This is a genomic window from Arthrobacter sp. P2b (genome assembly GCF_900168295.1).
Classification (GTDB): Bacteria; Actinomycetota; Actinomycetes; order Actinomycetales; family Micrococcaceae; genus Arthrobacter.
The window spans coordinates 92,167-118,180 of record NZ_FVZL01000008.1; the positions used below are offsets into that span (position 1 = coordinate 92,167).

Annotated in this window: 25 protein-coding genes; 19 read left to right on the plus strand and 6 right to left on the minus strand. The window is 67.8% G+C overall.

Annotation, left to right across the window (positions count from 1 at the left end):
- Window positions 1–10: 10 nt before the first annotated feature.
- The 6 genes from B5520_RS14055 (at window position 11) to B5520_RS14080 (ending at window position 5,797) form a co-directional block, all read left to right on the plus strand.
- Window positions 11–298 (plus strand): DUF3253 domain-containing protein, encoded by a 288-nt coding sequence (locus tag B5520_RS14055; protein WP_079597688.1) that lies wholly within the window; start codon window positions 11–13, stop codon window positions 296–298.
- Window positions 299–404: 106 nt separating this feature from the next.
- The gene (locus B5520_RS14060; RefSeq protein WP_079597689.1) at window positions 405–1,199 is read left to right on the plus strand and encodes an ABC transporter ATP-binding protein; all 795 of its coding nucleotides are present in this window, start codon (window positions 405–407) and stop codon (window positions 1,197–1,199) included.
- Window positions 1,181–2,752: a transporter gene (locus tag B5520_RS14065; protein WP_079597690.1), complete on the plus strand. Its 1,572-nt coding sequence runs from the start codon at window positions 1,181–1,183 to the stop codon at window positions 2,750–2,752. Before B5520_RS14060 ends, B5520_RS14065 begins: the two co-directional genes overlap by 19 nt.
- A 31-nt stretch (window positions 2,753–2,783) precedes the next feature.
- Window positions 2,784–3,563: a glucosamine-6-phosphate deaminase gene (nagB, locus tag B5520_RS14070; protein ID WP_079597691.1), complete on the plus strand. Its 780-nt coding sequence runs from the start codon at window positions 2,784–2,786 to the stop codon at window positions 3,561–3,563.
- A 108-nt stretch (window positions 3,564–3,671) separates the two neighbouring features.
- Window positions 3,672–4,013, plus strand: a complete 342-nt coding sequence (locus B5520_RS14075) for a DUF3039 domain-containing protein (protein WP_079597692.1) — start codon at window positions 3,672–3,674, stop codon at window positions 4,011–4,013.
- Complete coding sequence (locus tag B5520_RS14080; RefSeq protein ID WP_079597693.1) at window positions 4,013–5,797, plus strand: DEAD/DEAH box helicase; 1,785 nt, start codon at window positions 4,013–4,015, stop codon at window positions 5,795–5,797. The genes B5520_RS14075 and B5520_RS14080 overlap by 1 nt, the downstream gene beginning before the upstream one ends.
- An 88-nt stretch (window positions 5,798–5,885) precedes the next feature.
- Here the strand turns inward: B5520_RS14080 and B5520_RS14085 are convergent, their stop codons facing one another.
- Window positions 5,886–6,524, minus strand: a complete 639-nt coding sequence (locus B5520_RS14085; protein ID WP_079597694.1) for an isochorismatase family protein — start codon at window positions 6,522–6,524, stop codon at window positions 5,886–5,888.
- Window positions 6,524–7,852 carry a nicotinate phosphoribosyltransferase gene (locus tag B5520_RS14090; RefSeq protein ID WP_079597754.1) on the minus strand — a complete coding sequence of 443 codons (1,329 nt, stop codon included), beginning with the start codon at window positions 7,850–7,852 and terminating at the stop codon, window positions 6,524–6,526. The genes B5520_RS14085 and B5520_RS14090 overlap by 1 nt, the downstream gene beginning before the upstream one ends.
- 111 nt (window positions 7,853–7,963) lie before the next feature.
- Between B5520_RS14090 and clpS the strand changes: the two genes are divergently transcribed.
- The 6 genes from clpS to rdgB all read left to right on the plus strand — a co-directional run bounded on the left by clpS (window position 7,964) and on the right by rdgB (window position 12,314).
- Window positions 7,964–8,347, plus strand: a complete 384-nt coding sequence (clpS, locus tag B5520_RS14095; protein ID WP_079597695.1) for an ATP-dependent Clp protease adapter ClpS — start codon at window positions 7,964–7,966, stop codon at window positions 8,345–8,347.
- A complete protein-coding gene (locus B5520_RS14100) occupies window positions 8,340–8,906 on the plus strand; it encodes a DUF2017 domain-containing protein (RefSeq protein WP_079597696.1) in 567 nt (188 codons plus the stop codon). The genes clpS and B5520_RS14100 overlap by 8 nt, the downstream gene beginning before the upstream one ends.
- 123 nt (window positions 8,907–9,029) lie before the next feature.
- The gene (gene murI / locus B5520_RS14105; RefSeq protein WP_079597697.1) at window positions 9,030–10,043 is read left to right on the plus strand and encodes a glutamate racemase; all 1,014 of its coding nucleotides are present in this window, start codon (window positions 9,030–9,032) and stop codon (window positions 10,041–10,043) included.
- On the plus strand, window positions 10,040–10,837 hold the full coding sequence (locus B5520_RS14110; protein ID WP_079597698.1) for an MBL fold metallo-hydrolase: 798 nt from the start codon (window positions 10,040–10,042) through the stop codon (window positions 10,835–10,837). Before murI ends, B5520_RS14110 begins: the two co-directional genes overlap by 4 nt.
- A gap of 65 nt (window positions 10,838–10,902) precedes the next feature.
- Window positions 10,903–11,661, plus strand: a complete 759-nt coding sequence (gene rph / locus B5520_RS14115; protein ID WP_079597699.1) for a ribonuclease PH — start codon at window positions 10,903–10,905, stop codon at window positions 11,659–11,661.
- Complete coding sequence (gene rdgB / locus B5520_RS14120; protein ID WP_079597700.1) at window positions 11,658–12,314, plus strand: RdgB/HAM1 family non-canonical purine NTP pyrophosphatase; 657 nt, start codon at window positions 11,658–11,660, stop codon at window positions 12,312–12,314. Before rph ends, rdgB begins: the two co-directional genes overlap by 4 nt.
- A gap of 72 nt (window positions 12,315–12,386) precedes the next feature.
- Here rdgB and B5520_RS14125 read toward each other — a convergent pair whose 3' ends face one another.
- Window positions 12,387–13,163, minus strand: coding sequence for a DedA family protein (locus tag B5520_RS14125; RefSeq protein WP_079597756.1), 777 nt, complete (start codon window positions 13,161–13,163; stop codon window positions 12,387–12,389).
- A gap of 67 nt (window positions 13,164–13,230) precedes the next feature.
- On the opposite strand from B5520_RS14125, the gene B5520_RS14130 reads away from it, so the two are divergent.
- Window positions 13,231–14,238, plus strand: coding sequence for an exonuclease domain-containing protein (locus tag B5520_RS14130; RefSeq protein WP_079597701.1), 1,008 nt, complete (start codon window positions 13,231–13,233; stop codon window positions 14,236–14,238).
- Between the two features lie 99 nt (window positions 14,239–14,337).
- A complete protein-coding gene (locus B5520_RS14135) occupies window positions 14,338–14,814 on the plus strand; it encodes a DUF4395 domain-containing protein (RefSeq protein WP_079597702.1) in 477 nt (158 codons plus the stop codon).
- Here the strand turns inward: B5520_RS14135 and B5520_RS14140 are convergent.
- A complete protein-coding gene (locus B5520_RS14140) occupies window positions 14,795–15,889 on the minus strand; it encodes an ADP-ribosylglycohydrolase family protein (protein WP_079597703.1) in 1,095 nt (364 codons plus the stop codon). The two genes, B5520_RS14135 and B5520_RS14140, sit on opposite strands and share 20 nt — an antisense overlap.
- 198 nt (window positions 15,890–16,087) lie before the next feature.
- Here B5520_RS14140 and B5520_RS14145 point away from each other — a divergent pair, with 198 nt between their 5' ends.
- The 4 genes from B5520_RS14145 to B5520_RS14160 all read left to right on the plus strand — a co-directional run bounded on the left by B5520_RS14145 (window position 16,088) and on the right by B5520_RS14160 (window position 22,859).
- The gene (locus B5520_RS14145) at window positions 16,088–17,053 is read left to right on the plus strand and encodes an aquaporin (protein ID WP_079597704.1); all 966 of its coding nucleotides are present in this window, start codon (window positions 16,088–16,090) and stop codon (window positions 17,051–17,053) included.
- 56 nt (window positions 17,054–17,109) lie between these two features.
- Window positions 17,110–18,288, plus strand: a complete 1,179-nt coding sequence (locus B5520_RS14150; protein WP_079597705.1) for an exonuclease SbcCD subunit D — start codon at window positions 17,110–17,112, stop codon at window positions 18,286–18,288.
- Entirely contained in the window at window positions 18,285–21,374 is a 3,090-nt protein-coding gene (locus B5520_RS14155; RefSeq protein WP_079597706.1) for an AAA family ATPase, read from the plus strand. The genes B5520_RS14150 and B5520_RS14155 overlap by 4 nt, the downstream gene beginning before the upstream one ends.
- 270 nt (window positions 21,375–21,644) lie before the next feature.
- Window positions 21,645–22,859, plus strand: coding sequence for an MFS transporter (locus tag B5520_RS14160; protein ID WP_254865579.1), 1,215 nt, complete (start codon window positions 21,645–21,647; stop codon window positions 22,857–22,859).
- Window positions 22,860–22,912: 53 nt separating this feature from the next.
- On the opposite strand, the gene B5520_RS14165 is transcribed toward B5520_RS14160, so the two are convergent.
- Window positions 22,913–23,647 (minus strand): IclR family transcriptional regulator, encoded by a 735-nt coding sequence (locus tag B5520_RS14165; protein WP_079597707.1) that lies wholly within the window; start codon window positions 23,645–23,647, stop codon window positions 22,913–22,915.
- A 254-nt stretch (window positions 23,648–23,901) separates the two neighbouring features.
- On the opposite strand from B5520_RS14165, the gene B5520_RS14170 reads away from it, so the two are divergent.
- The gene (locus tag B5520_RS14170; protein ID WP_079597708.1) at window positions 23,902–25,233 is read left to right on the plus strand and encodes an MFS transporter; all 1,332 of its coding nucleotides are present in this window, start codon (window positions 23,902–23,904) and stop codon (window positions 25,231–25,233) included.
- Window positions 25,234–25,364: 131 nt separating this feature from the next.
- Here the strand turns inward: B5520_RS14170 and B5520_RS14175 are convergent, their stop codons facing one another.
- On the minus strand, window positions 25,365–26,012 hold the full coding sequence (locus B5520_RS14175; protein WP_104443506.1) for a phosphoribosyltransferase: 648 nt from the start codon (window positions 26,010–26,012) through the stop codon (window positions 25,365–25,367).
- Window positions 26,013–26,014: the final 2 nt, after the last annotated feature.

Here is a 26,014-nt window from a genome sequence, read left to right on the forward strand (position 1 = left end):
TGCGTGGATGATGACGGACCGGCAGCCCGACGGGGCGCAAGCCCCTGGTGACCCAACAGAGCAGAAACTCGAAGCCGCCATCCTGGAGCTTCTGGCGGCCAGGGCGGCGTCGTCCACCATCTGCCCGTCGGACGCAGCACGTGCCGTGGGCGACGAAAACTGGCGCGACCTCATGGAGCCTGCCCGGCGGGCCGCGCGCCGGCTGGTTGACGCAGGCGAGGTGCAGATCACCCAGGGCGGCTCGGTGGTTGATCCCTCCACCGCCAAAGGCCCCATCCGGATCCGGAAAGTGCGGTAGCACCCGGCGCGCTTCGGAGGCGTCAGCAACGGATCCCTTCGTACGCCTTTTTTGCTACTCCTGCGGGAGGACCCCCGGACCGGACGGTGAGGGCTAGTCTGGCTTCATGAGCGCTCCGATACCTGACCCGGCACCGCAACCAGGGCCCGTGGCGGCCCTGTCCATCCGGGGCCTTGCCAAACGCTTTGGCGAAAAAATCGCGGTGGACGGCATTAGCCTGGATGTTCCGGCCGGCTCCTTCTTCGGCATCGTGGGACCAAACGGTGCCGGCAAGACCACCACGCTGTCCATGGCCACCGGGCTCCTACGTCCTGACTTCGGCACGGCGGTGGTGCACGGCGTGGACGTCTGGACCCGGCCCCTGGAAGCCAAGAAGCTCATGGGCATCCTGCCCGACGGCGTCAGGCTGTTCGACCGGCTGACGGGCGAGCAGCTGATCACCTACGCCGGCCTCCTGCGGGGCATGCAGAAGGACGTCGTGGCATCCCGGGTGGGCGAGCTGCTGGCCGCCATGGACCTGTCGCAGGACGCCGGAACGCTGGTGGTGGACTATTCAGCCGGCATGACCAAGAAAATCGCTCTCGCCTCCGCCTTGATCCACGCGCCGCGCCTGCTGGTCCTCGACGAGCCCTTCGAAGCCGTGGATCCCGTGTCCGCAGCCAACATCCGCTCCATCCTGGACAGGTACGTGGCGTCCGGCGGCACCGTGATCGTGTCCAGCCACGTGATGGACCTGGTCCAGCGGATGTGCGACCACGTGGCCGTGGTGGCAGGCGGCCGGCTGCTGGCTGCCGGCACCGTGGATGAAGTCCGCGGCGGTGCATCCCTCGAAGACCGGTTCGTCCAGCTGGTGGGCGGCCGCAGCCACACGGAAGGGCTGGAATGGTTGCGCACCTTCTGAGGCTGAAGCTGACCCTGCTGCGCAACAGCCTCCGGCGCAGCCCGTGGCAGCTGGTAGGCATGGCTTTTGCGGGACTCTATGCGCTGGGCATTATCGCAACGCTGGTGGTGGCCCTGGTCCTGCTGCGCACGGCCGACCCCGAACTCGCACAGACCGCCGTGGTGCTCGGCGGGTCCGCCGCTGTCCTTGGCTGGGGAATCATCCCGGTGGTGGCTTCCGCCACCGACATGACCCTTGACCCGGCCCGCTTCACCACCTTCGCCATACCCATGAAGCAGATGCTGGCGGGGCTTGCCCTTGGCGGGCTGATCGGCATTCCGGGTTTGGCCACGGCACTGGTGGCCCTGTCCACGGTGGTGACCTGGTTCCGGGGTGTGCTGCCCGCCCTCGCCGCCCTGCTGGGAGCTGCGCTTGGCGTCCTCACCTGCGTTGTGCTCGCTAAAGTGGTGACCACGGCCACCGCCAGCCTTGCCGCCTCCCGGCGCTTCAAGGATGTCAGTGCCATCGCGTTTATGGTGCCGCTGGTTCTGATGGGGCCGATCGTGGCCGGAGTAGGCCAGGGAATTTCGGCGTCCACAGGTTTCCTGCCGGATTTCGCACGGACATTGTCCTGGACTCCGCTGGGCGCGCCGTGGTCCCTGGCCGGTGATGTCCATGCCGGCCAGTTTGGTCCGGCGGCGCTGAAGCTCCTGGTCTCCGTTGCCGCGCTCGCTGCCCTGGCATGGTGCTGGAAGCTCCTGCTGGAACGTGCCCTCGTCACGCCGCCCTCTGCCGGCAGCGGCAAGCGCAAGGGCGGCAAACTGGGGCTCCTGGGACTCCTGCCGGCGGTACCGGCCGGCGCGGTGATGGCACGGTCGCTGACCTACTGGTTCCGGGACCCGCGCTACTCCGGGTCCCTGGTGGTCATCCCGCTGCTGCCCGTGGTGCTGGGATTCCAGGGGGCCCAGACGGGTGACTTCTCCAGCCTTGCTGTCCTTGCCCCCCTGTCCGCCTTCATCCTTGCCTGGTCCATCTCTGCCGACGTCTCCTATGACAACACCGCCTTCGCCCTGCATGTGGCAACGGGCGTCCGGGGAGTGGCGGACCGGCTGGGCCGTGCACTGGCCTGCCTGGCGTTCGCCCTCCCGGTGGTGCTTGTGTTCGCCGTGGGCCATTCGGCATTCACCGGCGGCTGGTCCGGGCTGCCGGGCCAGCTCGGGCTGAGCCTGGGGATCCTTTTCACGGGCCTGGGGCTGGCCTCCGTCGTGTCGGCGCGCTATACCGTGGCCGTTCCGCTGCCAGGGGACAGCCCCTTCAAGAAGCCGCCCGGCAACGTGGGGCAGACACTGGCTGTGCAGTTCGGCGGAATGCTGGTCCTGCTGGTCCTGGTATTGCCCGAGGCCGCACTGCTGATCGCACAGCTCGTGACGGGAAACAGCGTCTTCGGCTGGATCAACCTCGCGGTGGGAACCGTCCTGGGCCTTGTCCTGTTTGTGGTGGGCGTGCGGCTGGGCGGAAAATGGCTTGACGCGCGCGGCCCGGAGCTTTTGGCCCAGGTGGCCGTCAACCGCTGACGTAAACCGGCACGGCAGGGGAGGAAACAGCATGGAAATCGTCATCCTGGGCAGCAGCAAGCAGATTGGAAAGCTGGCGGCGGACGCCATCGAGGACCTGGTCCGGCATAAGCCCAACGCCGTGCTGGGCCTCGCCACGGGTTCCTCGCCGCTGCCGGTCTACGACGAGCTGGCCGACCGGCACGAGGGCGGCCTGGACTTCAGCCAGGCCTCCGCGTTCACCCTCGACGAATACGTGGGCCTGCCCGCCGGTCACCCCGAGTCCTACCGGGAGGTGATCCGGCGCGAATTCACCAACCGGGTCAACATCGCTCCGGAGAACGTCCACGGACCTGACGGTACGGCGCAGGACATCCCCGCCGCGTGCCAGGCCTATGAGGAAGCCATCGCGGCCGCCGGCGGCGTTGACCTGCAGCTCCTGGGCGTGGGTACCGACGGCCACCTCGCCTTCAACGAGCCCGGGTCCTCCTTTGCCTCCCGCACCCGGATCAAGAGCCTGATCGAACAGACACGCCGTGACAACGCCCGGTTCTTCAACAGCCTGGCCGAGGTCCCGCACCATGTCCTCACGCAGGGGCTGGGAACCATTATGGAGGCACGGCATGTGATCCTGCTCGCCACCGGCGCGCAGAAGGCCCAGGCCGTGCGCGACTTCGTGGAGGGCCCGGTCTCGGCCATATGCCCGGCATCGGTGCTGCAGTTCCATCCCCACGCCACCGTCCTGCTGGACGAAGCAGCGGCCTCCGCGCTGAAGCTTGCCGATTTTTACCGGCACACCTATGACAACAAGCCCGCCTGGCAAGGCCTGTAGCGCCCCGGATTCCTGCCTGCAGCAGGGCTGCAACGCACGACGGCGGGAGGTTCGGGACGGCGCCACGGCGGCGCCGCCGTCGAACGCCTGTTCCCCGGAACGGCTAAGATGGTAGGCATGACTAGCATGACGGACCCTCTCGAAAACGACCCGATGCGCGAGCTTTCCGGGGCTGGAACGTCCACAGCCACCATCGAGCGCGAGGAACTGCGCCAGGAGGTGGAGCCGGGCGACCGGGAGCGCTTTGCGCATTATGTGCGCAAGGAAAAGATCATGGAGTCCGCGCTGACCGGTGAACCCGTCATCGCCCTGTGCGGCAAGGTCTGGACGCCGGGCCGGGATCCGAAGAAGTTCCCGGTGTGCCCGATGTGCAAAGAGGTCTACGACGGCCTCCGCCCGGGCAACGACGGCGGCAAGGGTCCCGGAGGGGACTCAGGCAACAACAAGTAGTGACGGAAACACTCTTTGGCGGCCCCACCCTGCCTCCGGCTTATCCGGAACGTGCAGCCTGGGGAACCGCCCCGAAACTCCGTGCCTGGCAGCAGGAAGCACTCGACCTCTACCTGCGGAACAACCCCCGGGATTTCCTGGCGGTAGCCACCCCCGGCGCCGGTAAGACCACCTTCGCACTGCGGGTGGCGTCCACGCTCATCGAGTCCGGCGCCGTCAACAGGGTGACCATCGTGGCGCCCACGGACCACCTCAAGAGGCAGTGGGCGGACGCGGCGGCCCGGGTGGGCATCGCCATCGACCCCAACTTCAAGAACTCCGACGGCCAGCACGGCCGCGGCTTCATCGGGGTTGCCGTTACGTACGCCCAGGTGGCCAGCAAGCCCCTGCTGCACCGGGCCAAGACCGAAGCTGCACGCACCCTGGTGATCCTGGACGAGATCCACCACGGCGGTGAGGCACTGTCCTGGGGCGACGGCCTGCGCGAGGCCTTCGACCCTGCGGTGCGCCGGCTGTCCCTGACGGGTACCCCGTTCCGTTCGGACACCTCGCCCATCCCCTTCGTGGAATACGCCGAGGACCGGGATGGCATCCGCCGCTCAAAGGCTGACTACACGTACGGCTACGGGAACGCGCTGCGGGACCACGTGGTCCGGCCCGTGATGTTCATGGCCTACTCCGGACAGATGCGCTGGCGCACCAGCGCCGGCGAGGAGATGGCAGCGTCGCTGGGCGAGGCCGCGGTGACCAAGGACATCACCTCCCACGCGTGGCGGACGGCATTGAACCCTGCCGGCGAGTGGATTCCGGCCGTCCTGGCCGGGGCCGACAAGCGCCTCAGTGAGGTGCGCCGCACCGTTCCCGACGCCGGTGGCCTGGTCATTGCCACGGACCACGAGGATGCGCGTGCCTACGCAGGGCAGCTGAAGAAGATCACGGGCCAGTCGCCCACGGTGATCCTCTCCGATGACGCCAAGGCCTCGAGCAAGATCGAGGAGTTCTCGGCGGGGGAAACACGCTGGATGGTGGCCGTCCGCATGGTGTCCGAAGGCGTGGACGTCCCGCGGCTGTCCGTCGGGGTCTATGCCACCTCGACGTCCACGCCGCTGTTCTTCGCCCAGGCCGTGGGCCGCTTCGTGCGTGCCCGCAAAAGGGGCGAGACGGCGTCGGTCTTCCTGCCGTCCGTCCCGCAGCTGATGGCGCTGGCCAACTCCATGGAAGCGGAGCGGGACCATGCCCTGGACCGCCCCGAGAAGGAGGACGGCGACGGCCTGTTCAACCCGGAAGACTCGCTGATGGCGGAGGCCAACCGCGAGGACAAGGCCTCCGACAGCCTCACCAAGGGCAAGTTCGAGGCCCTGGACTCGCAGGCGTCGTTTGACCGGGTGCTTTTCGACGGCGGCGAGTTCGGCACCGGCGGCGAGGTGGGGTCCGACGACGAGATGGACTTCCTGGGTATCCCCGGCCTGCTCGATGCAGAGCAGGTGGGCACGCTCCTGCGCCAGCGGCAGCACGAGCAGCTGAACCGGAAGAACCGGAAGGCGCCCGCCGCGGCCGCGGAAAGCCAGGCCCCGGCTGTCCCCGATCACCGGATGCTGATGGACCTGCGGAACGAGCTGGCCAAGAACGTGGCAGCCTGGTCCGCCCGGACCGGTACGCCGCACGGCGTGGTCCATACCAAACTGCGCACCGTGTGCGGCGGTCCGCCCGTGGCGCAGGCCAACGAGGAGCAGCTGCAGTCGCGTTTGCGGAAGCTCCAGGACTGGTTCATCGGCCGGAAATAGCGGTGATGCAATAGCGGTGGCCCGGGTGCTGAGCACCCGGGCCACCGCTATGTCCTGCTTATTGCACTTGGCTGTCGGGAGGCCGGCGTCAGGCGACGTCCACGCCGCCAAGCTCCATCTCCGCCACGGCCTCCTCGAGGTCCCCGGCTATTCCCGCAGTCAGGGAACGGATCACGGTGACTGCATAGCCGGCCTGGACGGCGTCGAGGGACGTGGCCATCACGCAGTAGTCGGTGGCGATGCCCACCACCACAACGTCCTCCACGTCATGGCTCTGCAGCCAGTCGTCCAGGCCGATGGCGTCCTCGTCGGGAGCGAACCTGTCCACATCGTCGCCGCCGGGCAGGGCGCCGGGCTGGCGCTCTCCGGTGGGCACGGCGTCCTCGGGAGCCAGGAGCCCCTCGAAGCCGGAATACGCTGCGGCATACTGGCCCTTTTGAAAGTACGCCTGGATGTATTCCGTATCCAGATCCGGATGGAGCTCGGCGCCGCGGGTGCCGGCCACGCAGTGCGGCGGCCAGCTGTCCTTGAAATCAGGGTTCTCCGAGAAGTGGTCGCCGGGATCGATGTGCCAGTCCTGGGTGGCCACGATGTGGTCGAACTCGTTGTGGTGGGCGTCCACATAGTCGCTGATGGCGCCGGCTACCGCTGCACCGCCCTCGACGGCGAGCGAGCCTCCCTCGCAGAAATCGTTCTGGACATCGACGATGATCAGCGCACGCGACATCAGTTCTCCTCGTAGATGGTGGGGATGGCAGCCTCGCCGCGCTGCAGGCGGTTAACCACCGGCGGCAGTTCGGCCATCGAATCAGCGTGGCGCCGGCGCGCACGGAGTACGCCTTCGTGTCCGGTCCATCCCGGCAGCAGCTCGCCGTTTTTCATGAACTGCTGCAGCAGCGACCGGTCATTGCCGTCATCCTCCGGGCGGCGGCCGACGCCCACGATCTCGGCGGTGGCAATGCCCCGTTCGTCCAGCTTGCGCAGCGCGTACTTGCGCCCGCCCACGCTGGCCTTGTTCTTGGCGGCCTTGGCGACGGAGACGAAGTCCCCGTCATCGTCGGTGCGGCTGACCAGCTTGTAGACCATGCTCGCGGTGGGCGCGCCGGAACCGGTCACCAGGGACGTGCCCACACCGTAGGAATCCACCGGGGCGGACTGCAGGGCGGCGATCGCATATTCATCGAGGTCGGAGGTGACCACGATCTTGGTGTTCTCGTTGCCGAGGTCGTCCAGGAGCCGGCGCACCCACTGGGCCTGGTCCACCAGGTCGCCGGAATCCAGCCGTACGGCGCCCAGCCGGGAACCTGCCAGGTCCACGGCCGTACGGACGGCCGTTTCGACGTCGTACGTGTCCACCAGGAGGGACGTGCCCTCGCCGAGCGCGGCAAGCTGTGCCTCGAAGGCGTCCCGTTCGGTGTCGTGCAGGAGGGTGAAGGAGTGGGCTGCGGTGCCTACAGTCTTGATGCCGTAGCGGATACCGGCTTCCAGGTTGGAGGTGCTGTCGAATCCGGCGATGACGGCGGCGCGCGCGGCGGACGCAGCCGCTTCCTCATGGGTGCGCCGGGAACCCATCTCGATGCACGGCCGGCCGTGCGCTGCGCTGACCATGCGGGAGGCGGCGGAAGCGATGGCGCTGTCGTGATTAAGGACGGACAGGAGATAGGTCTCCAGCATGCAGGCCTCGGCGAACGTTGCCTCGACGATCAGGATGGGGGAGTTGGGAAAGTACGCTTCGCCCTCGGCGTAGCCCCAGATGTCGCCGGAGAAACGGTAGGACGCCAGGTACTCCAGTGTCTGGCGGTTCACCACGTTGGTGCGCTCCAGGAACTCCAGCTCGGCCTCACCGAAGCGGAAGTTGGCGATGCCTTCCAGGAGCCGGCCCGTCCCGGCCACGATGCCGTAGCGCCGGCCGTCGGGGAGCCGGCGGGCGAACGCCTCAAATACCGATTTGCGGTGCGCGGCGCCCGAATGGAGTGATGCCTGCAGCATGGTCAGCTCGTAGTGGTCAGTGTAAAAGGACGTGCGGGGATGGTCCCAGCCGGCAGAGGTACTCACGAAATTCACTCTAGTCCCCACCGGCTCCCACGTCTCGTTCGCTTCGCCGCGGGGCCCTCGCCGTCGTGGGCCCACCCGGCGTGTGCCCATCCTCCCCCTTAGAATGGACAGATGACCTTAAGCGTTGCGCTCGGCCCTGATACGCAGGAGGGCACCCGGACCGGAACAGCGGAATCCACAGATTCCCTGACCGCACCGGACATCCCCTGGAACCTGGTGATCTGGAACGATCCCGTCAACCTCATGAGCTACGTCAGCTACGTGTTCCAAAGCTACTTCGGCTACTCCGAGAGCAAAGCGAACAAGCTCATGATGGAGGTCCACAAGAAGGGCCGTTCGATCGTGACCCACGGCAGCAAGGAACAGGTGGAACGGCACGCCGTAGCCATGCACGGCTTCGGGCTGTGGGCCACCGTGGAAAAAGCCAGCGGCGGTCCCGGCGGCAACTCAGGGAAGTCCGGCGGACCGGGCCAGGGCAAGGGGAAACGTGGCTAAGGCATTCAAGAACGGGCTGAAAGGCATCACGGGCTACCTCGAACCGGCTGAGCGGGAGCTGCTGCGGAGCCTGATCGATGACGTCATTTCCATGCTGCAGCCGGAGGACCGTACCGGCCAGGATCCCCTGGCTGCGCTCATTGGCCTGGACATGGACGTGGCTGAGCCGTCCGACCGTGCGGTCAAGCGCCTCCTGCCCAACGTTGTGAAGGACGACGGCGCCGCGTCCCTTGAGTTCCGCCAGCTCACCGAGCGGTCCCTGCGCGAGACGAAGATCGGGGCCCTGCGGGCAGCCGCGCTGGATCTGGACAAAGAGGAGATCGTGCTGACGCCTGAGGGGGCCAAGCACTGGTCCATGGCGCTGAACGACGTCCGGCTGGTGCTTGCAGAACGCCTGGACATCCGGGATGAGGAGGACGCCGAGCACGTCCACCTGATGCAGGACTGGTCCCAGGCCGAGGACGTGGAAAGCTACCTGGCCCTGGTCTACAACTTCGCCACCTGGCTGCAGGAATCGCTGGTCCAGGCCATGCTGCAGTCGCTGGAAAGCCGCCGTTGAGGGGTGCCCGCCACCGTCCTTGCCGGCCCTGTGACAAATTAGACATGAGTCGCGGGCCACAAGATGATGGCTGACGCTTCAGCGAGCACCTATCCTCGAATAATCATGACAACAGCCTCGAGCATGGACCCGTCAGCGGCAGCTGAACAGGCCTCCGCAGGCGGCGGCCTCCCGGCCGCCGCCCTGGAAGCACGCCCCATCGGCGTCTTCGATTCCGGTGTAGGGGGCCTTACCGTGGCCCGCTCCATCATCGACCAGCTCCCCAACGAGTCCATCCTCTATGTGGGGGACACCGCCCACGGGCCCTATGGCCCCCTGCCCATCGCCGAAGTCCGGGCGAACGCTCTCGGCGTGATGGACGAACTGGTGGACTCCGGCGTCAAGCTGCTGACCATCGCCTGCAACTCGGCGTCGGCCGCTGTGCTCCGCGACGCCCGCGAACGGTACACGGCCAAGTACGGCATCCCGGTCATCGAAGTCATCCAGCCCGCCGTCCGCCGGGCCGTGGCGGCCACCCGGACGGGACGCGTGGGGGTGATCGGGACGTCCGCGACCATCGGCTCACGCGCCTACGAGGACACGTTCGCAGCCGCTCCGGACCTCGCCATCACGTCCGTGGCCTGCCCCGAGTTCGTCAGCTATGTGGAAGCGGGCATCACCACCGGGCCCGCCCTGCTGGCCGTCGCGGAGGAATACCTGGCGCCGCTAAAGGCCGCCGAAGTGGACACCGTGGTGCTGGGCTGCACACACTACCCACTGCTGACCGGCGTCATCTCCTACGTCATGGGCGCCGACGTCACCCTGGTGTCCAGCGCCGAGGAAACCGCAAAGGACGTGTACCGGGCCCTGGCCACCCATGACCTGCAACGGACGGCCGGGACGCCGCCCGAACACCACTTCGTGGCCACCGGCGACGCCGCCCAGTTCGAGGCCCTGGCCAGGCGGTTCCTGGGCCCCGAGGTGCTGTCCGTCCGCCACGTCGACCATGTGGCAGCGCAGTACCCCACCGGAAGCCTGGCGCGGATCACCCCGGAAATGATTGCCGCCGCGCAGGCCGCCCGGAACCGCCCCCGGATCTCCAACTTCGTGGACACCGGCTTCGCGGATGCCGGCCGCTCCGGAGGTTCCGCCCTGTGAAGCTGACCATCGTAGGCTGCACCGGTTCGTTTCCCGGCCCCGGCTCGCCGGCGTCGTGCTACCTGCTGACCGCCACCGACGGCGAACGGACCTGGAAGGTTGTCATGGACCTGGGCAGCGGTGCGCTCGGTGCCATCCAGCGCTACACGGACCTTGAGGACATCGACGCGATCTTCCTGACCCACCTCCACCCGGACCACTGCATGGACCTTTGCGGCCTGCACGTAGCGGTCCGGTGGAAGCCGGGCGGCTGGGGCCGCGACCGGATCCCCGTTTGGGGGCCGGCGGCCACGGCGGACCGGATGGCCACCGCGTACGGCCTGGACCTCGACCCGGGGATGCACGAGGAATTCGACTTCACCAACTGGGCCGAGCGGCAGCCCGTGACCGTGGGACCGTTCACCGTCACGCCGTTCGCGGTCAACCACCCCATCGAGGAGTGCTACGCACTCCGCGTCGAGGTGGTGGAGCCGGACAAAGACGGCAACCAAATCTCCCGCGTCCTGACCTATTCCGGCGACACGGACTCCTGCGCCGGACTCGAGGAAGCGGCCAAGGACGCCGACCTTTTCCTTTGCGAGGCTGCCTTCGAGGAAGGCCGGGATGACGGCATCAAGGACGTCCACCTGACGGGCAAGCGCGCCGGGGAGGCCGCCGCCGCGGCAGGCGCCAGACGCCTCCTGCTGACCCACATTCCCGTGTGGACGTCCCAGACCACCGTGATGGCCGAGGCGCGGCCGGTGTTTGGCGGGGACGTTGCGGTGGCCGTTGCCGGAGTGCATTACACCATCTAGGTTGTCCGGCGGGGTCCGGGCTCCCGGCAGCGGCCGGCGCCACCTGCAGTGGATAAGCTAAAGGCATGACTTCTGAAGCAACTGCAGTGCCCATCGTGCGCGCCGACGGCCGCGCCCCGGACCAGCTCCGGCCCATCAGTATCACCCGCGGATGGTCCAACCAGGCTGAGGGATCGGCACTGATCGAATTCGGCAACACCAGGGTCCTGTGCACCGCCTCGCTGACCGCCGGCGTCCCCCGCTGGCTGAAGGGGGAGGGCCGGGGGTGGGTCACCGCCGAGTACGCCATGCTGCCGCGCGCAACGAACACCCGCTCCGACCGCGAATCCGTGAAGGGTAAGATCGGCGGCCGTACCCACGAAATTTCCCGGCTCATCGGCCGGTCCCTGCGCTCCATCATCGACACCAAGGCCCTGGGCGAGAACACCATTGTGCTTGACTGCGACGTCCTCCAGGCCGACGGCGGAACCCGCACGGCCGCCATCACCGGCGCGTATGTGGCGCTGGCCGACGCCATCCGCTTCGCCCGCGACAACAAGCTGATCGCCAGGAACGCACAGCCCCTCATCGACACCATTGCCGCGGTCTCGGTGGGAATCATCGACGGCGTCCCCATGCTGGACCTGCCCTACGTCGAGGATGTCCGCGCCGAAACCGACATGAACGTGGTGGTCACCGGCTCAGGAAAGTTCGTGGAGGTCCAGGGAACCGCCGAGGGTGCGCCGTTCGACCGGGCTGAGCTGGACCAGCTCCTTGACCTGGCACTGCTGGGCACCACCCAGCTCGCGGCCATCCAGCGCGAAACCCTGGCCGACACGCTGTGACCGCCGCAGGCGCCGCCCCGCGGCTGGTCCTCGCCACGCACAACAAGGGCAAACTCCGGGAGCTGCGTGAGCTGCTGCGGGGGCAGGTTCCGGGGCTCGACGTCGACACGCAGGTGGTGGACGCGGCGGCGGCTGGTGCCCCCGACGTCGTCGAAACAGGCGTGACGTTCGCGGAGAATTCACTGCTGAAGGCCCGCGCCGTCGCGCAGGCCACGGGACTCCTTGCGATCGCCGACGACTCGGGCCTCGCCGTGGACGTGATGGGCGGAGCGCCCGGCATCTTTTCCGCCCGCTGGTCCGGCAGCCACGGCGACGACGCGGCCAACCTGGCGCTCCTGCTCAACCAGCTGTCCGATGTTCCGGACCAGCACCGCGGCGCAGCGTTCGTGTGCGCGGCAGCCCTTGCCGTGCCCGCGGTGGACGGTTCGCCCGGGCGCGAGGTGGTGGAGTACGGGCAGCTGGAGGGCATCCTGCTCCGCGAGCCCCGCGGCGCGGGAGGATTCGGCTACGATCCCGTCCTGCAGCCCGCCGGCGAGCACCGCAGCTGCGCCGAACTTTCCGCCGAGGAAAAGAATGCCATCAGCCACCGGGGCAAGGCGTTCCGCGCGCTCCTGCCGTCCATTGTGGAAGCGCTGGAGGCAACAAAGGCCTGACATTCCGGCCGCCCGGTGAACGAAAAAAGGTGTGCTCCCCGGCCGGGGAGCACACCTTTTTTTATCCAGTCACTACGGAAGGCGGGGCGTCTTCTGCTCGTCCTCCGGAGCGTGTTCCTCGATGAATTCGTCCACCGGGTCGGTGCCGTACGCCGCGGCCTGGCGCTTCGCGGACAGGCCGCGGAGGACCTCCACGCCGATGGGCAGGACCGACACCAGCACGATGACGATGAAGATGATGTCGAGGTTGTCGCGGACCCACGGGATGCGGTCGCCCAGGAGGTAGCCGAGCAGGGTAACCCCGCCGCCCCACAGCACCGCGCCGATGACGTTGTAGAGGAAGAACTTCTTCCGGTTCATCTGCGCCACGCCCACGATCACCGGGACGAAGGTACGGATGATGGGGACGAACCGGGCAAGGATCAGCGCCTTGCCGCCGTGCTTTTCGAAGAAGGCGTGCGCGTTCTCCACGTTCTCACGCTTGAACAGGCGGGAGTTGGGCTTGTTGAAGATGGCGGGGCCGGCCTTGGAGCCGATCAGGTACCCCGTCTGGTTCCCGATGATGGCGGAAATCACAATCAGCAGCGCAAACAGCCACACGTTGAACTTGATGGTGTCCGTTGCAACGAGCAGGCCAGCGGTGAACAGCATGGAGTCGCCCGGCAGGAAGAACCCCACCAGCAGACCGGTTTCCGCGAAGACGATTCCGCACACAAGGAGGACCACCCACGGTGCGAGGGCAGGATCGGCCAGGAAGATCTGGGGGTTCAGCCAGTCGGGCAGGAAGGAGGCCAGCTGCGGCTGGACCGGTCCTGCCCCGCCCAGCATGGACACAGCGAGGTCGTTCATCACAGGAAAGTTCACCCCTCAAGGGTACTTGACAGGTTTGGCCGGCTTCCGGCGGTAAGGTTGGGCCGTGGGTTTGGACTTTACTGCGATCGACTTTGAGACGGCGAACGGCTTCCGGGGCTCGCCCTGCTCGGTGGGACTCACCAAGGTCCGGGGCGGACGGATTGTGGAGGAAGCCTCGTGGCTGATGCGGCCCCCGCGGAACCACGACCATTTCGACTACCACAACGTCCGGATCCACGGCATCAGCGCCGCAGACGTCGCCGGGCAGCCCCGCTTCGGCGAACTCTTCGCCGAGATCGGTGCCTTTATCGGTGATGACGTGCTGGCCGCCCACAATGCGGCGTTCGACCTCGGCGTGATCCGCTCAGCCCTGGAGGTGTCGGGGCTTCCCGGGCCGGCCTACGACTATGTCTGCACCGTGATGCTGTCCCGGCGGTGCTATTCGCTGGTGTCCAACTCTCTGCCGTTTGCCGCCGAGGAAGCCGGTGTGCCGCTGGTCAAGCACCACGACGCCGCGGAGGATGCCCGGGCCTGCGCCGGCATCCTGATCGACATCGCCCGGCGAAACGGTGCCAACAGCCTCGCCGAGCTCTACCTCTCGCTCGGCCTGGTGATGCCCCGGCAACAGGCGTTCGACCCGGCCGTCGACGCCTTGTCCAAACCCAGCCTCGCCGCCGTCGCCGGTTCCTCTGCCAATGGCGCGGCGCTGGTCCGGCCGTTCCAGTCCGGCTGGCCGGAGGAAGGGATCAATCCTGACCCGAATCCGGAGGCTGAGCCCGGCCATCCGCTGTTCGGGCAGACCGTGGTTTTTACGGGCCAGCTCTCCATCCGACGCCCGGAAGCCAAGGTGCGCTCGGCCGAGGTGGGGGCCCGCACGGAAAGCCGGGTGACCGGCCGCACCACTGTCCTGGTGGTGGGTGACGGTTTTGTGGCTTCAGATCTCCGCTCGGGCCGGTTGACGGGCAAGGCGCGCCGCGTGCTGGAGCTCCACGAACGCGGACAGTCGATCGAGGTGCTGTCCGAGGGTGAATTCCTGCAGATGGTGGGCAGCTTTGCGGGAGCCACCGCGTAGGGCTGCCTGGTGCCGGGCTGCCCCGCCAGCCAGGCACGGCCGGGTTCACGGGACGCAATAAACCTTCCCTGCCCTTCCGCCCGCTCCTACCCTTGCACCATGTCCCTGTTTGCGTTCCCCAATCCCGTCAATGAGTACGCCGCCCGCGTCACGGCCGGCCTGGTTGTCCTCCTTGCGCTGGTCACCGCCGCGGCCGGCTCGGTGTGGGGGCTGCTGGCCATCGCCGCGGGTTTCTGGCTGCGCCTGCTGTTCGGTCCGCGGATTTCGCCCCTGGCTCTTCTGTCCGTGAAAGTCATCACGCCCAGGCTGGGGAAGGTGAAGCTGGTCCCCGGCCCGCCCAAGCGGTTTGCCCAGGGAATGGGTGCCTTCGTGTCAACCGCGTCCTTGCTGCTCTTCGCTGCCGGAGCCGTACCGGCTGCATGGACGGTGCTGGGCATCCTGGTCGTCGCGGCCTCCCTGGAAGCGTTCCTGGGCTTCTGCCTGGGGTGCGCGATCTTCGGACTCCTGCAGCGCCGCGGCCTCATTCCGGCGGAGGTCTGTGAGGCCTGCAACGACATCAGCCTTCGCCGGTTGTGACCTTCACCAGCTGGTCAGCCATGCCACGGATGACCTCCGGAGCTTCCAATGCTTCCAGCCACTCGCCGGGCAGGCAGTCCTCGCCGTAGTAGGCCCCCAGGATATTGCCGGCCACCGATCCGGTGGAGTCGCTGTCGCCGCTGTGGTTGACAGCCAGGGCCACCGCGGCACGGAAGTGACGGACAGGCAGGGGGTCCCGGCCGCCGGCGGCCGGGTCAGGGATGGTGGCCAGGACCGCATAGAGTCCGACGGCGAGCGCTTCCTCGGCCACCCACCCTTCGCCCAGGGTGCTGACAACTTCTTCCGGCGCCACAACGCCCTTGTCCGCCAGGCGGAGGGCTGCCGCAAGGCGTTCCGGCAGCTCCGGCGCCACATCGGTGAGGGTGGCGGCATGGGCGGCCACGCCGGCGGCCGCCTCCTGCAGGCTTTCGCCGGTGACCAGGCGGTGGATGAGGAGGCTGAAGATTCCGGCGCTTTGGCGGGCGGACGGGTGGCCGTGCGTCAGTGAGGCGGCGTCGGCACTCAACTTGTAGACGGCGTCGGGCGTGATGTGCGGGATCAGTCCGAACGGGGCAGAACGCATCACCGTGCCGCAGCCCTTGGAGTCGGGATTGACGGGGCGCACGGAGGTTCCCATTTCTCCTGTTGCCAGTCCGGAGATGCAGGCCTTCCCGGGGTGGCGCCGCTGGTGGAGAACCGTGTTTCCGTCGATCCAGCGTGGCTGCGGGGCGGGTGCAGCCGGACCAGCGTCCTCACCCTGCGTGGCGAGCCAGCGCAGGTATGCCAGCCACAGGCAGGCGTTGACGTCCGCGCCAACGCCCGAGTTGGCCCACTCGAGGGCTTCCACGAGCCCGTCCACGGTGTACAGGGTCATCTGGGTATCGTCAGAGAAGTGGGTGCCATTGGCGAGCTCCGCAAAACCGGTGAGGCCCTGCGCCCCGAAGCGGCGCCGGATCTCATCGATCGCGTCGAACTCCACCGCGTACCCCAAGGAATCCCCCAGCGCGCCGCCCAGCAGGCAGCCGTTGATGCGGGACTTCAGGGTGGGCGCGGAAGCGCGGGTCTCGATGCTCATGCAGTAAATTTACCGTGGCGGGGGACAGGCGCCGTCAGCCCTGCCAGCTAAACGTACCGTTCCGATAAACACGCCACATAGAAGCACACCCCAGCAGAAGCACAGCCCAGCAAACGCACAGTCTGGGCTGGAATAATACTTGGGTTGCCCGGCGGCAGCAGCACCCCGTACGCCACACACCAACCTGAAGGTTCCCCCATGAGCACGCCCGATCCAGCCCCACACGACAACCTGCCGGCAGGCAGTCCGGACGCTGCACCGCCCGGGCTCCTGCCCAGGCTTGCTGCCGAGGGCTTCGGCAGCCTCTTCGTTGCGGTTGCCGGGCTCGGGGTGCCCCTCTTCAGCATCCCGCAGTCCAGCCCGCTGCCCGCGGCGCTCGCCGCAGGCCTTGCGGTGACGGCTGCGATGCTCGCCGTCGGCCACGTTTCCGGTGGCCACTTCAACCCGGCCATTACTCTGGGCCACCTCCTGGCCGGCCGGATCAGGGCCGGCGCAGCCGCTGCCTATGCCGCAGCACAGCTGGCGGGTGCCGCGATGGGCGCCCTGGCCCTGCACGCGGTACTGCGCACGCTTCCCGGCATCGCCGACAGCCGGACGGCGTTTGATACGGTCACCGCCGGTTTTGGCGAGCACTCCATCATTTCCGCGCCACTGGCAGCGGTGCTGCTCCTTGAGGTCCTGGGCGCTGCCATCATCGTGGCCGTCTTCCTGGGTGCGGCCGCCCGCGACCGCATCAGCGGGGCGGCTGCCCCGGTTGCCGTTGGCCTGACCTTTGCTGCCCTGCTGCAGCTGGGCCAGGCCGTGGGCAACCTGCCGTTCAATCCGGCGCGGGCTGCTGCCTCCGCCATCTTCAGTTCCGGCTGGGCACTGGAACAGCTGTGGGTTTTCCTGGCGGCGCCGTTGGTGGGTGCTGCCATTGCAGGCCTCCTGTTCCGCAGTTTCCGGGTTGCAGCGTCCGCTGGCCCCGGCGCTGGCGCTGCAGCGATGACGACGGGAGCCCCCGCCGGGGAGGCCGACGACGAACACCAGGAAGTGCCCGGGGCCAGCGCGGCGGATGGAACGGCCAGCGCACCGGCGGACGGTGTGCAGGCGGACAAAGCCCAATCGCGCGGTGCGCAGGCAGACAGCGAGGCGCAGGAGTTTTTCGAGGGCAAGCGGGCGTGATGCCGGCAACTGCGCCGGTTACGCACACTGTCAGTGGCAGCCGATAGCTTAGGAATATGCGGTTACTTCATACATCGGACTGGCACCTGGGCCGTTCCTTCCACGGCATGGGCATGCTGGACGCCCAGCGCGCCTTCATCGACCAGCTCGTGGCTGCTGTGTCCCGGCACCACGTTGATGTCGTCCTGATTGCCGGTGATGTCTATGACCGCGCCTTGCCCGGAGTGGACGTCGTCCACCTGCTGGACGACGCCCTGGTCCGGCTGACCTCCGCCGGGGCCAAAGTGGTGCTGACCAGCGGCAACCATGACTCGGCCATCCGCCTGGGCTTCGCCGCCCGGTTGCTGGAGCGCGGGGGAGTACACCTCCGGACCAGGCTGGAGAGCCTGGACCAGCCGCTGCTGCTGCCGCTGGGCCAGGATGTTGCAGGAAAAGAAACCGTGGCAGCCATCTATGGCATCCCGTGGCTCGAACCCCGGCTCGTCGCCGAGCAGCTCGGGGTGGATACCGCCAGCCACTTCGAGGTGACCCGGGCGGCCACAGCCCTCATCCGGCAGGACATCGAACGCCGTGAAGCGTCCTCCGTGGTCCATTCGGTGGTCCTGGCCCACACCTTCGCCAGTGGGGGCATCAGCTCGGACAGCGAGCGCGACCTCAGCATCGGCGGTGTGGGGGCGGTCCCCCTGGACCTGTTCGACGGCTTCAGCTACACAGCCCTGGGCCATCTGCACGGCCGGCAGTCCCTGTCGCCGCAGGTCAGGTACTCGGGATCTCCGCTGGCGTACTCCTTCTCCGAAGCCAGGCACCAAAAAGGGGCATGGCTGGTGGACATCGGTCCCGACGGGGTCGGCGCCATAGAGGAAGTTCTGTGGGAAGCCCCGCGTGCCCTGGCCGTGCTCAGGGGTTCCCTGTCAGACCTCGTGGAGTCACCGCAGCACGAATGGGCTGAGGCCGCGTATTGCCAGATCACGCTGACGGATGCGCAACGCCCCGCCCGGGCCATGGACCGGCTGCGCGCGCGGTTCCCCCACACGCTTGTGCTGGGATTCGATCCGGAGGGAGGCACCGCTGCCCCGGCTGCCACCTACAGCAGCAGGCTGGCCGAGGCGCCGGATGACCTCTCGGTATGCTGCGGGTTCCTGGAGCACGTCCGCGGCCGCGTCCCTGACGACGCAGAGAAGGCAGCGCTCGCCGCAGCCCTGGAGAACGTCCGCCTCCTGGAGGGCTCACGATGAGGATCCACCACCTGCGGATTTCCGGCTTTGGCCCCTTTGCCGGTACCGAGGACATCGACTTTGACCGGCTGAGCGCACACGGCCTCTTCCTCCTCAACGGGCCCACCGGCGCGGGCAAGACCAGCGTCCTGGACGCCATCTGCTTTGCCTTGTACGGTTCTGTTCCCGGTGCCCGCCAGGACGGCAAACGCCTCCGCAGCGACCATGCGGAGCCGGCGCAGGAACCGGCCGTGACCTGTGAATTCTCCGCGCAGGGGCGGCGCTTCGAAGTGACGAGGTCGCCCGCCTGGGACAAGCCAAGCGCCCGCGGCAGGAACGGCTTCACCACCCAGCAGGCCAAGACGCTGCTGCGTGAGCGCGTGGATGGCGCGTGGGTGGAAAAGTCCGCCCGGAACGATGAAGCCGGAGCCGAGATTATGGCTTTGCTGGGGATGGACCGCGAACAGTTCACCCGCGTCGTCATGTTGCCGCAGGGTGACTTCGCCGCCTTCCTGCGGTCGAAAGCCGCGGACCGGCTGGAACTGCTGCAGAAGCTTTTCGGCACCCAGCGCTTTGAAGCCCTGGAGCAGGAACTTTCGCGCCAGGCACAGGATGCCCGGGAGAACGTATCCGTCCTGGCCGGGCAGCTTGGGCTCCTGGCGGCAAGGGCAGAGTCCGAAGCGGCCGCACTCGGGCTTGATGAGGCAGGTTCCCCTTCCGTGGAAAACACCGAAGCCCGGCTTTCGTGGCTGCGGACCGCCGTTGAGGAACGCCTGGGTGAACTGACCGGGCAGGCAAAGGCTGCACACGCGGCAAGTATGCGGCGGGCTGACGCCGTTGAGGAGGAAGCCGCCCGCCAGGACAGGCGCCGCAAACTGGAGGAAGCAACAGCACGGCAGGGCGCTGTGGAGGAAGCAGCGCCCCGGCTTCAAGACCTGTCCATGCGGCTTGCCCGCCACCGTCAGGCGGAGGTCCTGGACGGGCAGCTCCGCAGCGTCGACGCCGCCGCAGCCAAGGTCAGCAGCGCCGCCAGGGCTGCCGAAGCAGCCTTCACCCTGCTCCGCATGGCCGTCGCCGAGGACGATGAGCTGGCCAACCTGGACCTGGCGCATCTGGACCTGGATGTGGCCGAAGACCGCGGACAGGATTACGCCGCGACGGCCGGTGCTGCCGCGGAAGAACTGGGGCGCCTGCGGTCGCTCCTTGCCGTCGTCGAGGCCAGGTTGCCGGACGAGGACAGGCTCCAGGCCCTCCGAAAACGGCACGGGGTGCTCGTGAAAAAGCGGGAGGACCTTGCCGCGGCTGCCGCCGAGCTGGACAATCGCGCGGGTTTGCTCCGCGAGGAGAAGGCAGGCATCGAGGCGGGGCTGGAGCACCTGGAACAGCGTGCGGGTACCGCCGCCCTGCGGAGCAAGGAAGCTGCATCGGCCGGGGAACTGCTGGATGTTGTCCGGCGTTATGGTGCCGCCGTTGCGGCGCGCCATGCCGTAAAGCTGCGGTATGACGAATCCCGCGATGACCATTTGGAGGTGAAGCGCCGCTGGCTGGATATCCGGGAGGAACGGCTGGCCAATGCCGCCGCCGAACTTGCCGGCCAGCTGGAGCAGGGGGAGCCGTGCCCTGTCTGCGGAAGCGGAGAGCATCCTGCCCCTGCTGCCGCGGGCAGCGGCGGGCCAGGGCTTGCGCAGGAAGAGGAGGCTGCACACGCAGCTTTCGAGGCGGCCGAGGCCGCCTTCACCCGGGTCAGCGCCGAACTGGCCAACGCCGACCAGCTGGTGGCGGTCCTCGCCGGCCAGGGTGGAGACACTCCAGAAGCGGAGGCTGTTGCTGCTGCTGAGCAGGCGCGGGCTGCGGCGGCGGACGCCCAGCAGGCGGTCAAGGAGCTGGCATCGGTCAGGCGGCGGCTTGAGACGCTCGACGCCGGCATTGAAGCCGCGCGGACGGCGAAGGCCGCGACCGAAGCCGACCTTGCCCACGCTGTGGCTTCGCTTGGGGACGCGGCCGAACAGTCGGCCGCGCTGGACAAGGCACTGTCCGGACTCAGGGGAAGCCACCGCAGCCTGGCCCAGCGGTTGCGGTCGCTGGAAAACGCCGTCGCTGTGCTGGACAAGGCAGTGGAAGCGCAGGCGTCCCTTGCGGCTGCACATGCCCAGGCGGCCGAGGCCCATGAACAGCTGGCACTCGCGTTGCCCAAGGCGGGCTTCGAATCGGCTGATGAAGCGCGCAGCCAGCTGCTTGCTGCGGCGGAGGCAACCGCGCTGCACGCTGAGGTCCGTGACGCCCAGGACGAGGCTGCCCGTGTCAGCGAACTGTTTGCTTCAGATGACATCGTGCTGGCCCTTCAGGAAAAGTCGGCCGGGTTCGAGGTGGACGTGCAGAGGCTCGCACTCATGCGCAACGAGGCTGCTGCCGCCCGGGAGGAGGCCCGCGCAGCGGACCTCGCAGCCGGCCTGGCCGAACGGTGCTTGTCTTCGCTTACCGCCATCAGAGCCGAGTATGAGGCTCTCGCCGGGTCTGCGCGGGAACCGGCCGAACGGGCACAGATGCTGGCAGGGCTGGCGGACGCGGCGGCCGGCCGGGGTGAAAACAGCTACCGGATGAGCCTGAACAGTTACGTCCTGGCCGCGCGCCTGGAGCAGGTGGCCCTCGCAGCGTCCGAACGCCTGGTGGCCATGAGTGACGGCCGCTACCTGCTGCAGCACACGGACGCGAAGGCCGCCCGCGGTGCAAAATCGGGGCTTGGCCTGGAAGTGGTGGACCAGTGGACGGGATACCGGCGTGACACGTCCACCCTGTCCGGCGGTGAGTCTTTCATGGCGTCGCTGTCACTGGCACTGGGGCTGGCGGACGTCGTTCAGCAGGAGTCGGGCGGAGTGGAAATCGAGACGCTCTTTGTGGACGAAGGGTTCGGAAGCCTCGACGAGCAGTCCCTGGAACAGGTCATGGACGCCCTCGAGGGCCTGCGCGACGGCGGCCGCGTGGTAGGGCTTGTCAGCCACGTCGCGGAGATGAAGCAGCGCATCGGCACTCAGCTCCAGGTGCTGAAAGGCCGCAACGGATCCACCCTCCGGATTTCCGAGGCGCTGGACGTGCTGGTGGGAGCATAAGGCTGCCCTGCTACGGCGGTATACTGGGTCAGTTACCGGGTTGCGCGCATCGGGAGGAGGGACGATGCGCATGACTGAACGAGCCCGGAATTGACATCATCAGCCTCCCCTTCAACCACCAGCGCCACAGAAACCCCCGGGGCGCCACAGGCCAGCAGTCCACACGCCACCCCGGACGCCGCTTCCCCTGACCACGCCGCCGGCACAGGCCCGGGTCGTTCCGCCTCAGCGGGGGCTGCCGGACGCGGCCGTTTCGCCCGCCTTCCCCTCCTGGCCGGCCGCAGCTTCATCCCACTTGGCCTCTTTGCCCGGTTGCCCCTTGCCATGCTGACGGTGGGAACCCTCACCATGGTCACCTCCGTTAGCGGTTCCTACGCTGTGGGCGGTGTTGCAGCAGGAGCGGTCGGGATCGGCTCCGCACTGGGCGCCCCGCTGCTGGGAGCCCTGGCCGACCGGCAGGGACAGCGGCCGGTGCTGGTCGCCGCCGCCGTCATCAACACCGCAGCCGTGCTGGCTTTGATCCTCGCCGCCGCCGGCATGGGAACGTCCGGCTTCCAGGCTGCCGTCCTTGCCGCAGCCTTCGCGGCCGGTGCCAGTTGCCCACAGGTGGGCCCGCTGGCCCGGGTCAGGTGGATGGCCCTGACGTCACGCGGCCGCCTGCAGGACAACGCGCGCGACCTGGACACCGCGCTTTCCTATGAAAGCACCGCCGACGAGGTGACCTTTGTCCTCGGACCGGCGCTGGTGGGGATCCTGGCAAGCCTCCTGGCACCCTGGCTTCCGCTGGCGCTGGCAGCGGCCATGACCATCACGCTGGTGCCGGCCTTCGCCGCCCACCCCACACACCGTGCGGTGCGGCCACACCGCCGGGCGGCGGGCAAGGCGACGGGCACCGTCCCGGTTGCCGGCAGAATCCCGCCGGCGGTCGCGCTGCCCGTGTTCGCCATGGTCTGCATGGGAACGTTCTTTGGCTCAACGCAGGCTGCCCTCAGCTCCTTCTCGGCAGGTTTCGCCGGCTCGGAAATCGCCGGCCTGCTGTACGCCGTGATGGGCCTGAGTTCAGCGGCCACCGCACTGTCGGTCGCCTACTGGCCCCGGCGGTTCAGCCTGTCCTGGCGCTGGGTCCTGTGCGCCGGCCTGATGGCGGCGCTGGCACTGCTCCTGCTGGTGCCGTCGTCGCTGGCCGCGATGGTGGCGGTGCTGCTGATCCTGGGGCTCCCGGTTGGGCCGGTCATGGTGACTGTCTTCGCCGTCGGCGGTGTGGTGGCGCCGGCACGACGCCTTGGCACGGTCATGACGGCGCTGGCCAGCGGCATTGTGGCGGGTACGGCCCTTGGCTCGTCCATCGGCGGCCACCTCGCCGAGGCGGGCGGCCATCACGCGGCTTTCCTGGTGCCCGTCTGCGCCGCGGTGTCGCTGGCCCTCCTGGGAGCTGCTGCCGCCGTCGTCCTCCGCCGCAAACGCAACCGGACACAGGTGCCCTGACCGACGGAAACAATCCCGCAGGGCTGCTCCTTAAGGCGATGGCGCCCTTGCCGTCAGGCCAGCTGGCGCTCGATCCGGGCCGCGCTTTCGGCCAGTGCCGCGCCGACCCTTTCCGGCTCGTGTGATGAGCGGATGTAGACGACGGCGAGTGCTGCCGGCCGTCCACCCGGAACCCGAACCGGGGCTGCCAGGGACGATACGCCGGCGATCACTTCGTCGTGGCTGGCCGAGTATCCGTTCCGGCGGGCCTCGCCGGCCTCCGCCCGGTAGGGGACGCCCGTGTTCAGCCGGTCCCATTCGGCCTCGGTCATTGCCGACTGGATGGCGATACCCGGAGCGCCGGCGTTGATGGGATGCCGAGTACCGGGATGCTGGGCAACCGTTGCCCCTGAATGCCGGGGCTCCACCGTGACAAGGGTGATGCAGTCGTGGTGGTCCCACACCGCCACAAACGCTGTCATGTCCAGGGTGTTGGCCAGGTGCGTGAGCTCGGGGAGGGCGGCCGTCTGGAGGTTGCGCGAAACTCCCCGCGCCAGCACCGCAAGCCCGGGTCCCGGCTGCACCCGGCCGGCGTCATCCCGGACCAGGAGCGAGTGGTCCTCAAGGGTGCGCAGGATCCGATAGGCCACCGAGCGGTGCACACCCATGGCATCGGCCAGTTCTGCGATGGTCAGCGGGCCGGGCGCCGCTGCGAGGATTTCCAGGGCGCGGATCCCGCGGGAGAGAGTCTGGGACGGAGAAGCCTGTGCCGGCGCTGCTCCGGCCGGGGCTGCGGCGGTGGGAGTCATGGTGTCCATCCTAGGTGGCCGTCCGCCGCGGTACTGCGGCTCTTGTTGAGCAGCCCTTACAAGGCTAGCGTTCCTGAATAAGAACAGGCGGTTCCAATATAGAACTCACTGCTTCCGGAGTCCATCATGGCAAAGTTTGCGTCAGGCGTGTCCCGCCTCACATTTTCGTAGTACCCTACTAACTAACTGACCGTTCTGTCGGTAATCATGAAGGCGTCCCGGCGGCACTGCTGCCGATAAACAATGGAGTTTCAATGACCACACCTTCCAAGGTGGACACTCTTGCCGGTCCCAGTACCCGGCAGGAGGAACGCAAAGTCCTCGCCGGCACCCTCGTCGGCACCACCATCGAGTGGTACGACTTCTTCATCTTCGCCCAGCTGACCGCAACGCTGCTGTCACCGCTGTTCCTGGCGCCGCTGAACCAGTCCAACCCGGGGCTGGCGCAGATCCTCTCCTTTGCCCTGATCGGCATCAGCTTCCTGTTCCGGCCCCTGGGCGCCGTCGTCGCCGGCCACCTCGGCGACCGGCTGGGACGCAAGGCCATGCTCGTCTTTACCCTGGTGATGATGGGTGCCGCCACCGCACTGATCGGCATGCTGCCCACTTACGCGCAGATCGGCGCCTGGGCTCCCATCCTCCTGATCCTCCTGCGGATCATCCAGGGCTTCTCGGCGGGCGGTGAGTGGGGCGGCGCAGCGCTCATGGCCGTGGAACACGCGCCCCTGAACAAGCGCGGCCTGTTCGGCGCCTACCCGCAGATCGGCGTCCCGATCGGCATGATCCTGGCCACCGGCCTGCTGTTCTTCCTCAACAGCAGCATGTCCCGTGAGGACTTCGCTGCCTGGGGCTGGCGCGTGCCGTTCCTGCTGTCCATCGTCCTGATCGTGGTGGGTTACCTCATCCGCCGGGCCGTGGCCGAAAGCCCGGTCTTCCAGGAAATGGCCGCCCGGAAAGCGGAAAGCAAGGCGCCCCTGGGCGAGCTGGTCCGCAGCCACAAGAAGCCGGTCCTGTACTCCACCATGATCTTCATCGCCAACAACGCGGCCGGATACCTGCTGATCGCCTTCTTCATCGCCTACGCCACCCGCACACTGCAGATGCCCACCCCGCAGATCCTCCTGGCCACCACCCTGGCCTCCTTCGGCTGGCTGATCTTCACCCTGGCCGGCGGCTGGCTCTCGGACCGCATCGGGCGGGTCAAGACCTTCCTCACCGGCTACGCCATCATCTTTGCCTGGATGATCCCGATGTTCGCCCTGATCGACACCAAAAACATCTGGCTCTACGGCCTGGCGCTCTTTGTCCTCACGATCGGCCTTGGCCTGTCCTACGGTCCCATGTCCGCGATGTACGCCGAGATGTTCCCCGCGAATGTCCGGTACTCGGGCATCTCCATCGGATACGCCTTTGGCGCCATCCTGGGCGGCGCCTTCGCCGCGACCATCGCCGAATTCCTGCTGCAGACGACCAGATGGACGGGGTCCATTGGCATCTACATCATGGTGCTGTGCGTCATTTCCGCCATCGGCGTGCTGCTGGCAAAGGAAACGAAGGGGCGGCCGCTGGGCGTCAGCCACCACTAGTCCCCACCGTCCCCCTAACCTCGCTCCGCTTCGGCCAGGGAACCCTGACGGCGTGGGCCCATTCATACGACGGCGGGCCCGGACTTCTCCAGTCCGGGCCCGCCGTCGTTGCCTGCCAATTCCAGGCGCTGTTACTGCTTCAGGAAGCTGATGGCGTCGTCGTCGGTCAGCTGTTCGAAATGCCGGTAAAAGCTGCCCACCGCGCGGAACTTGCCCGGTACGTGCAGGCACAGCACGGCGTCACAGACCCGCTCCACCGAGGCTTCGGCGTCGATGGACCCCACCGGGGCGGCGGCAACCACCGCGGCCGCACCGCCCTCGCGAACGGCCTCGACGGCGGCCCGCATGGTGGCCCCGGTGGCCAGGCCGTCGTCGATGAGCAGGACCGTCTTGCCGGCAACGTCACGGCCGGTTCCGGGGTAGACGTCCACCCGCCGGAGCAGTTCGGCGCGCTCGCGTTTCTCCACCTCGTCCAGCCACTCGGGGCGGACACCGTGCTCCATCACGCGGTCCAGCAAGGGCTTGTTGATCAGCCGGACGGTGCGGCCGCGTGCCCACGCCAGCGCCCCGTAGGCCGTTTCCTCATGGCCCGGAATCCCCAGCTTGCGGACCAGGACGGTTCCCAGGGGAAGGTAGAGGGCCTTTGCTGCAGCAGCGGCCACCGGGATCCCGCCGCGGGCGAGGCCCAGGACCAGGGTGTCCGGCCGCTCGCGGAACTGCGGAAGCACCGCGGCCAGGCGCTCACCCGCCTCCGTGCGGTCTTCAAAAAGCGTAGCCATCT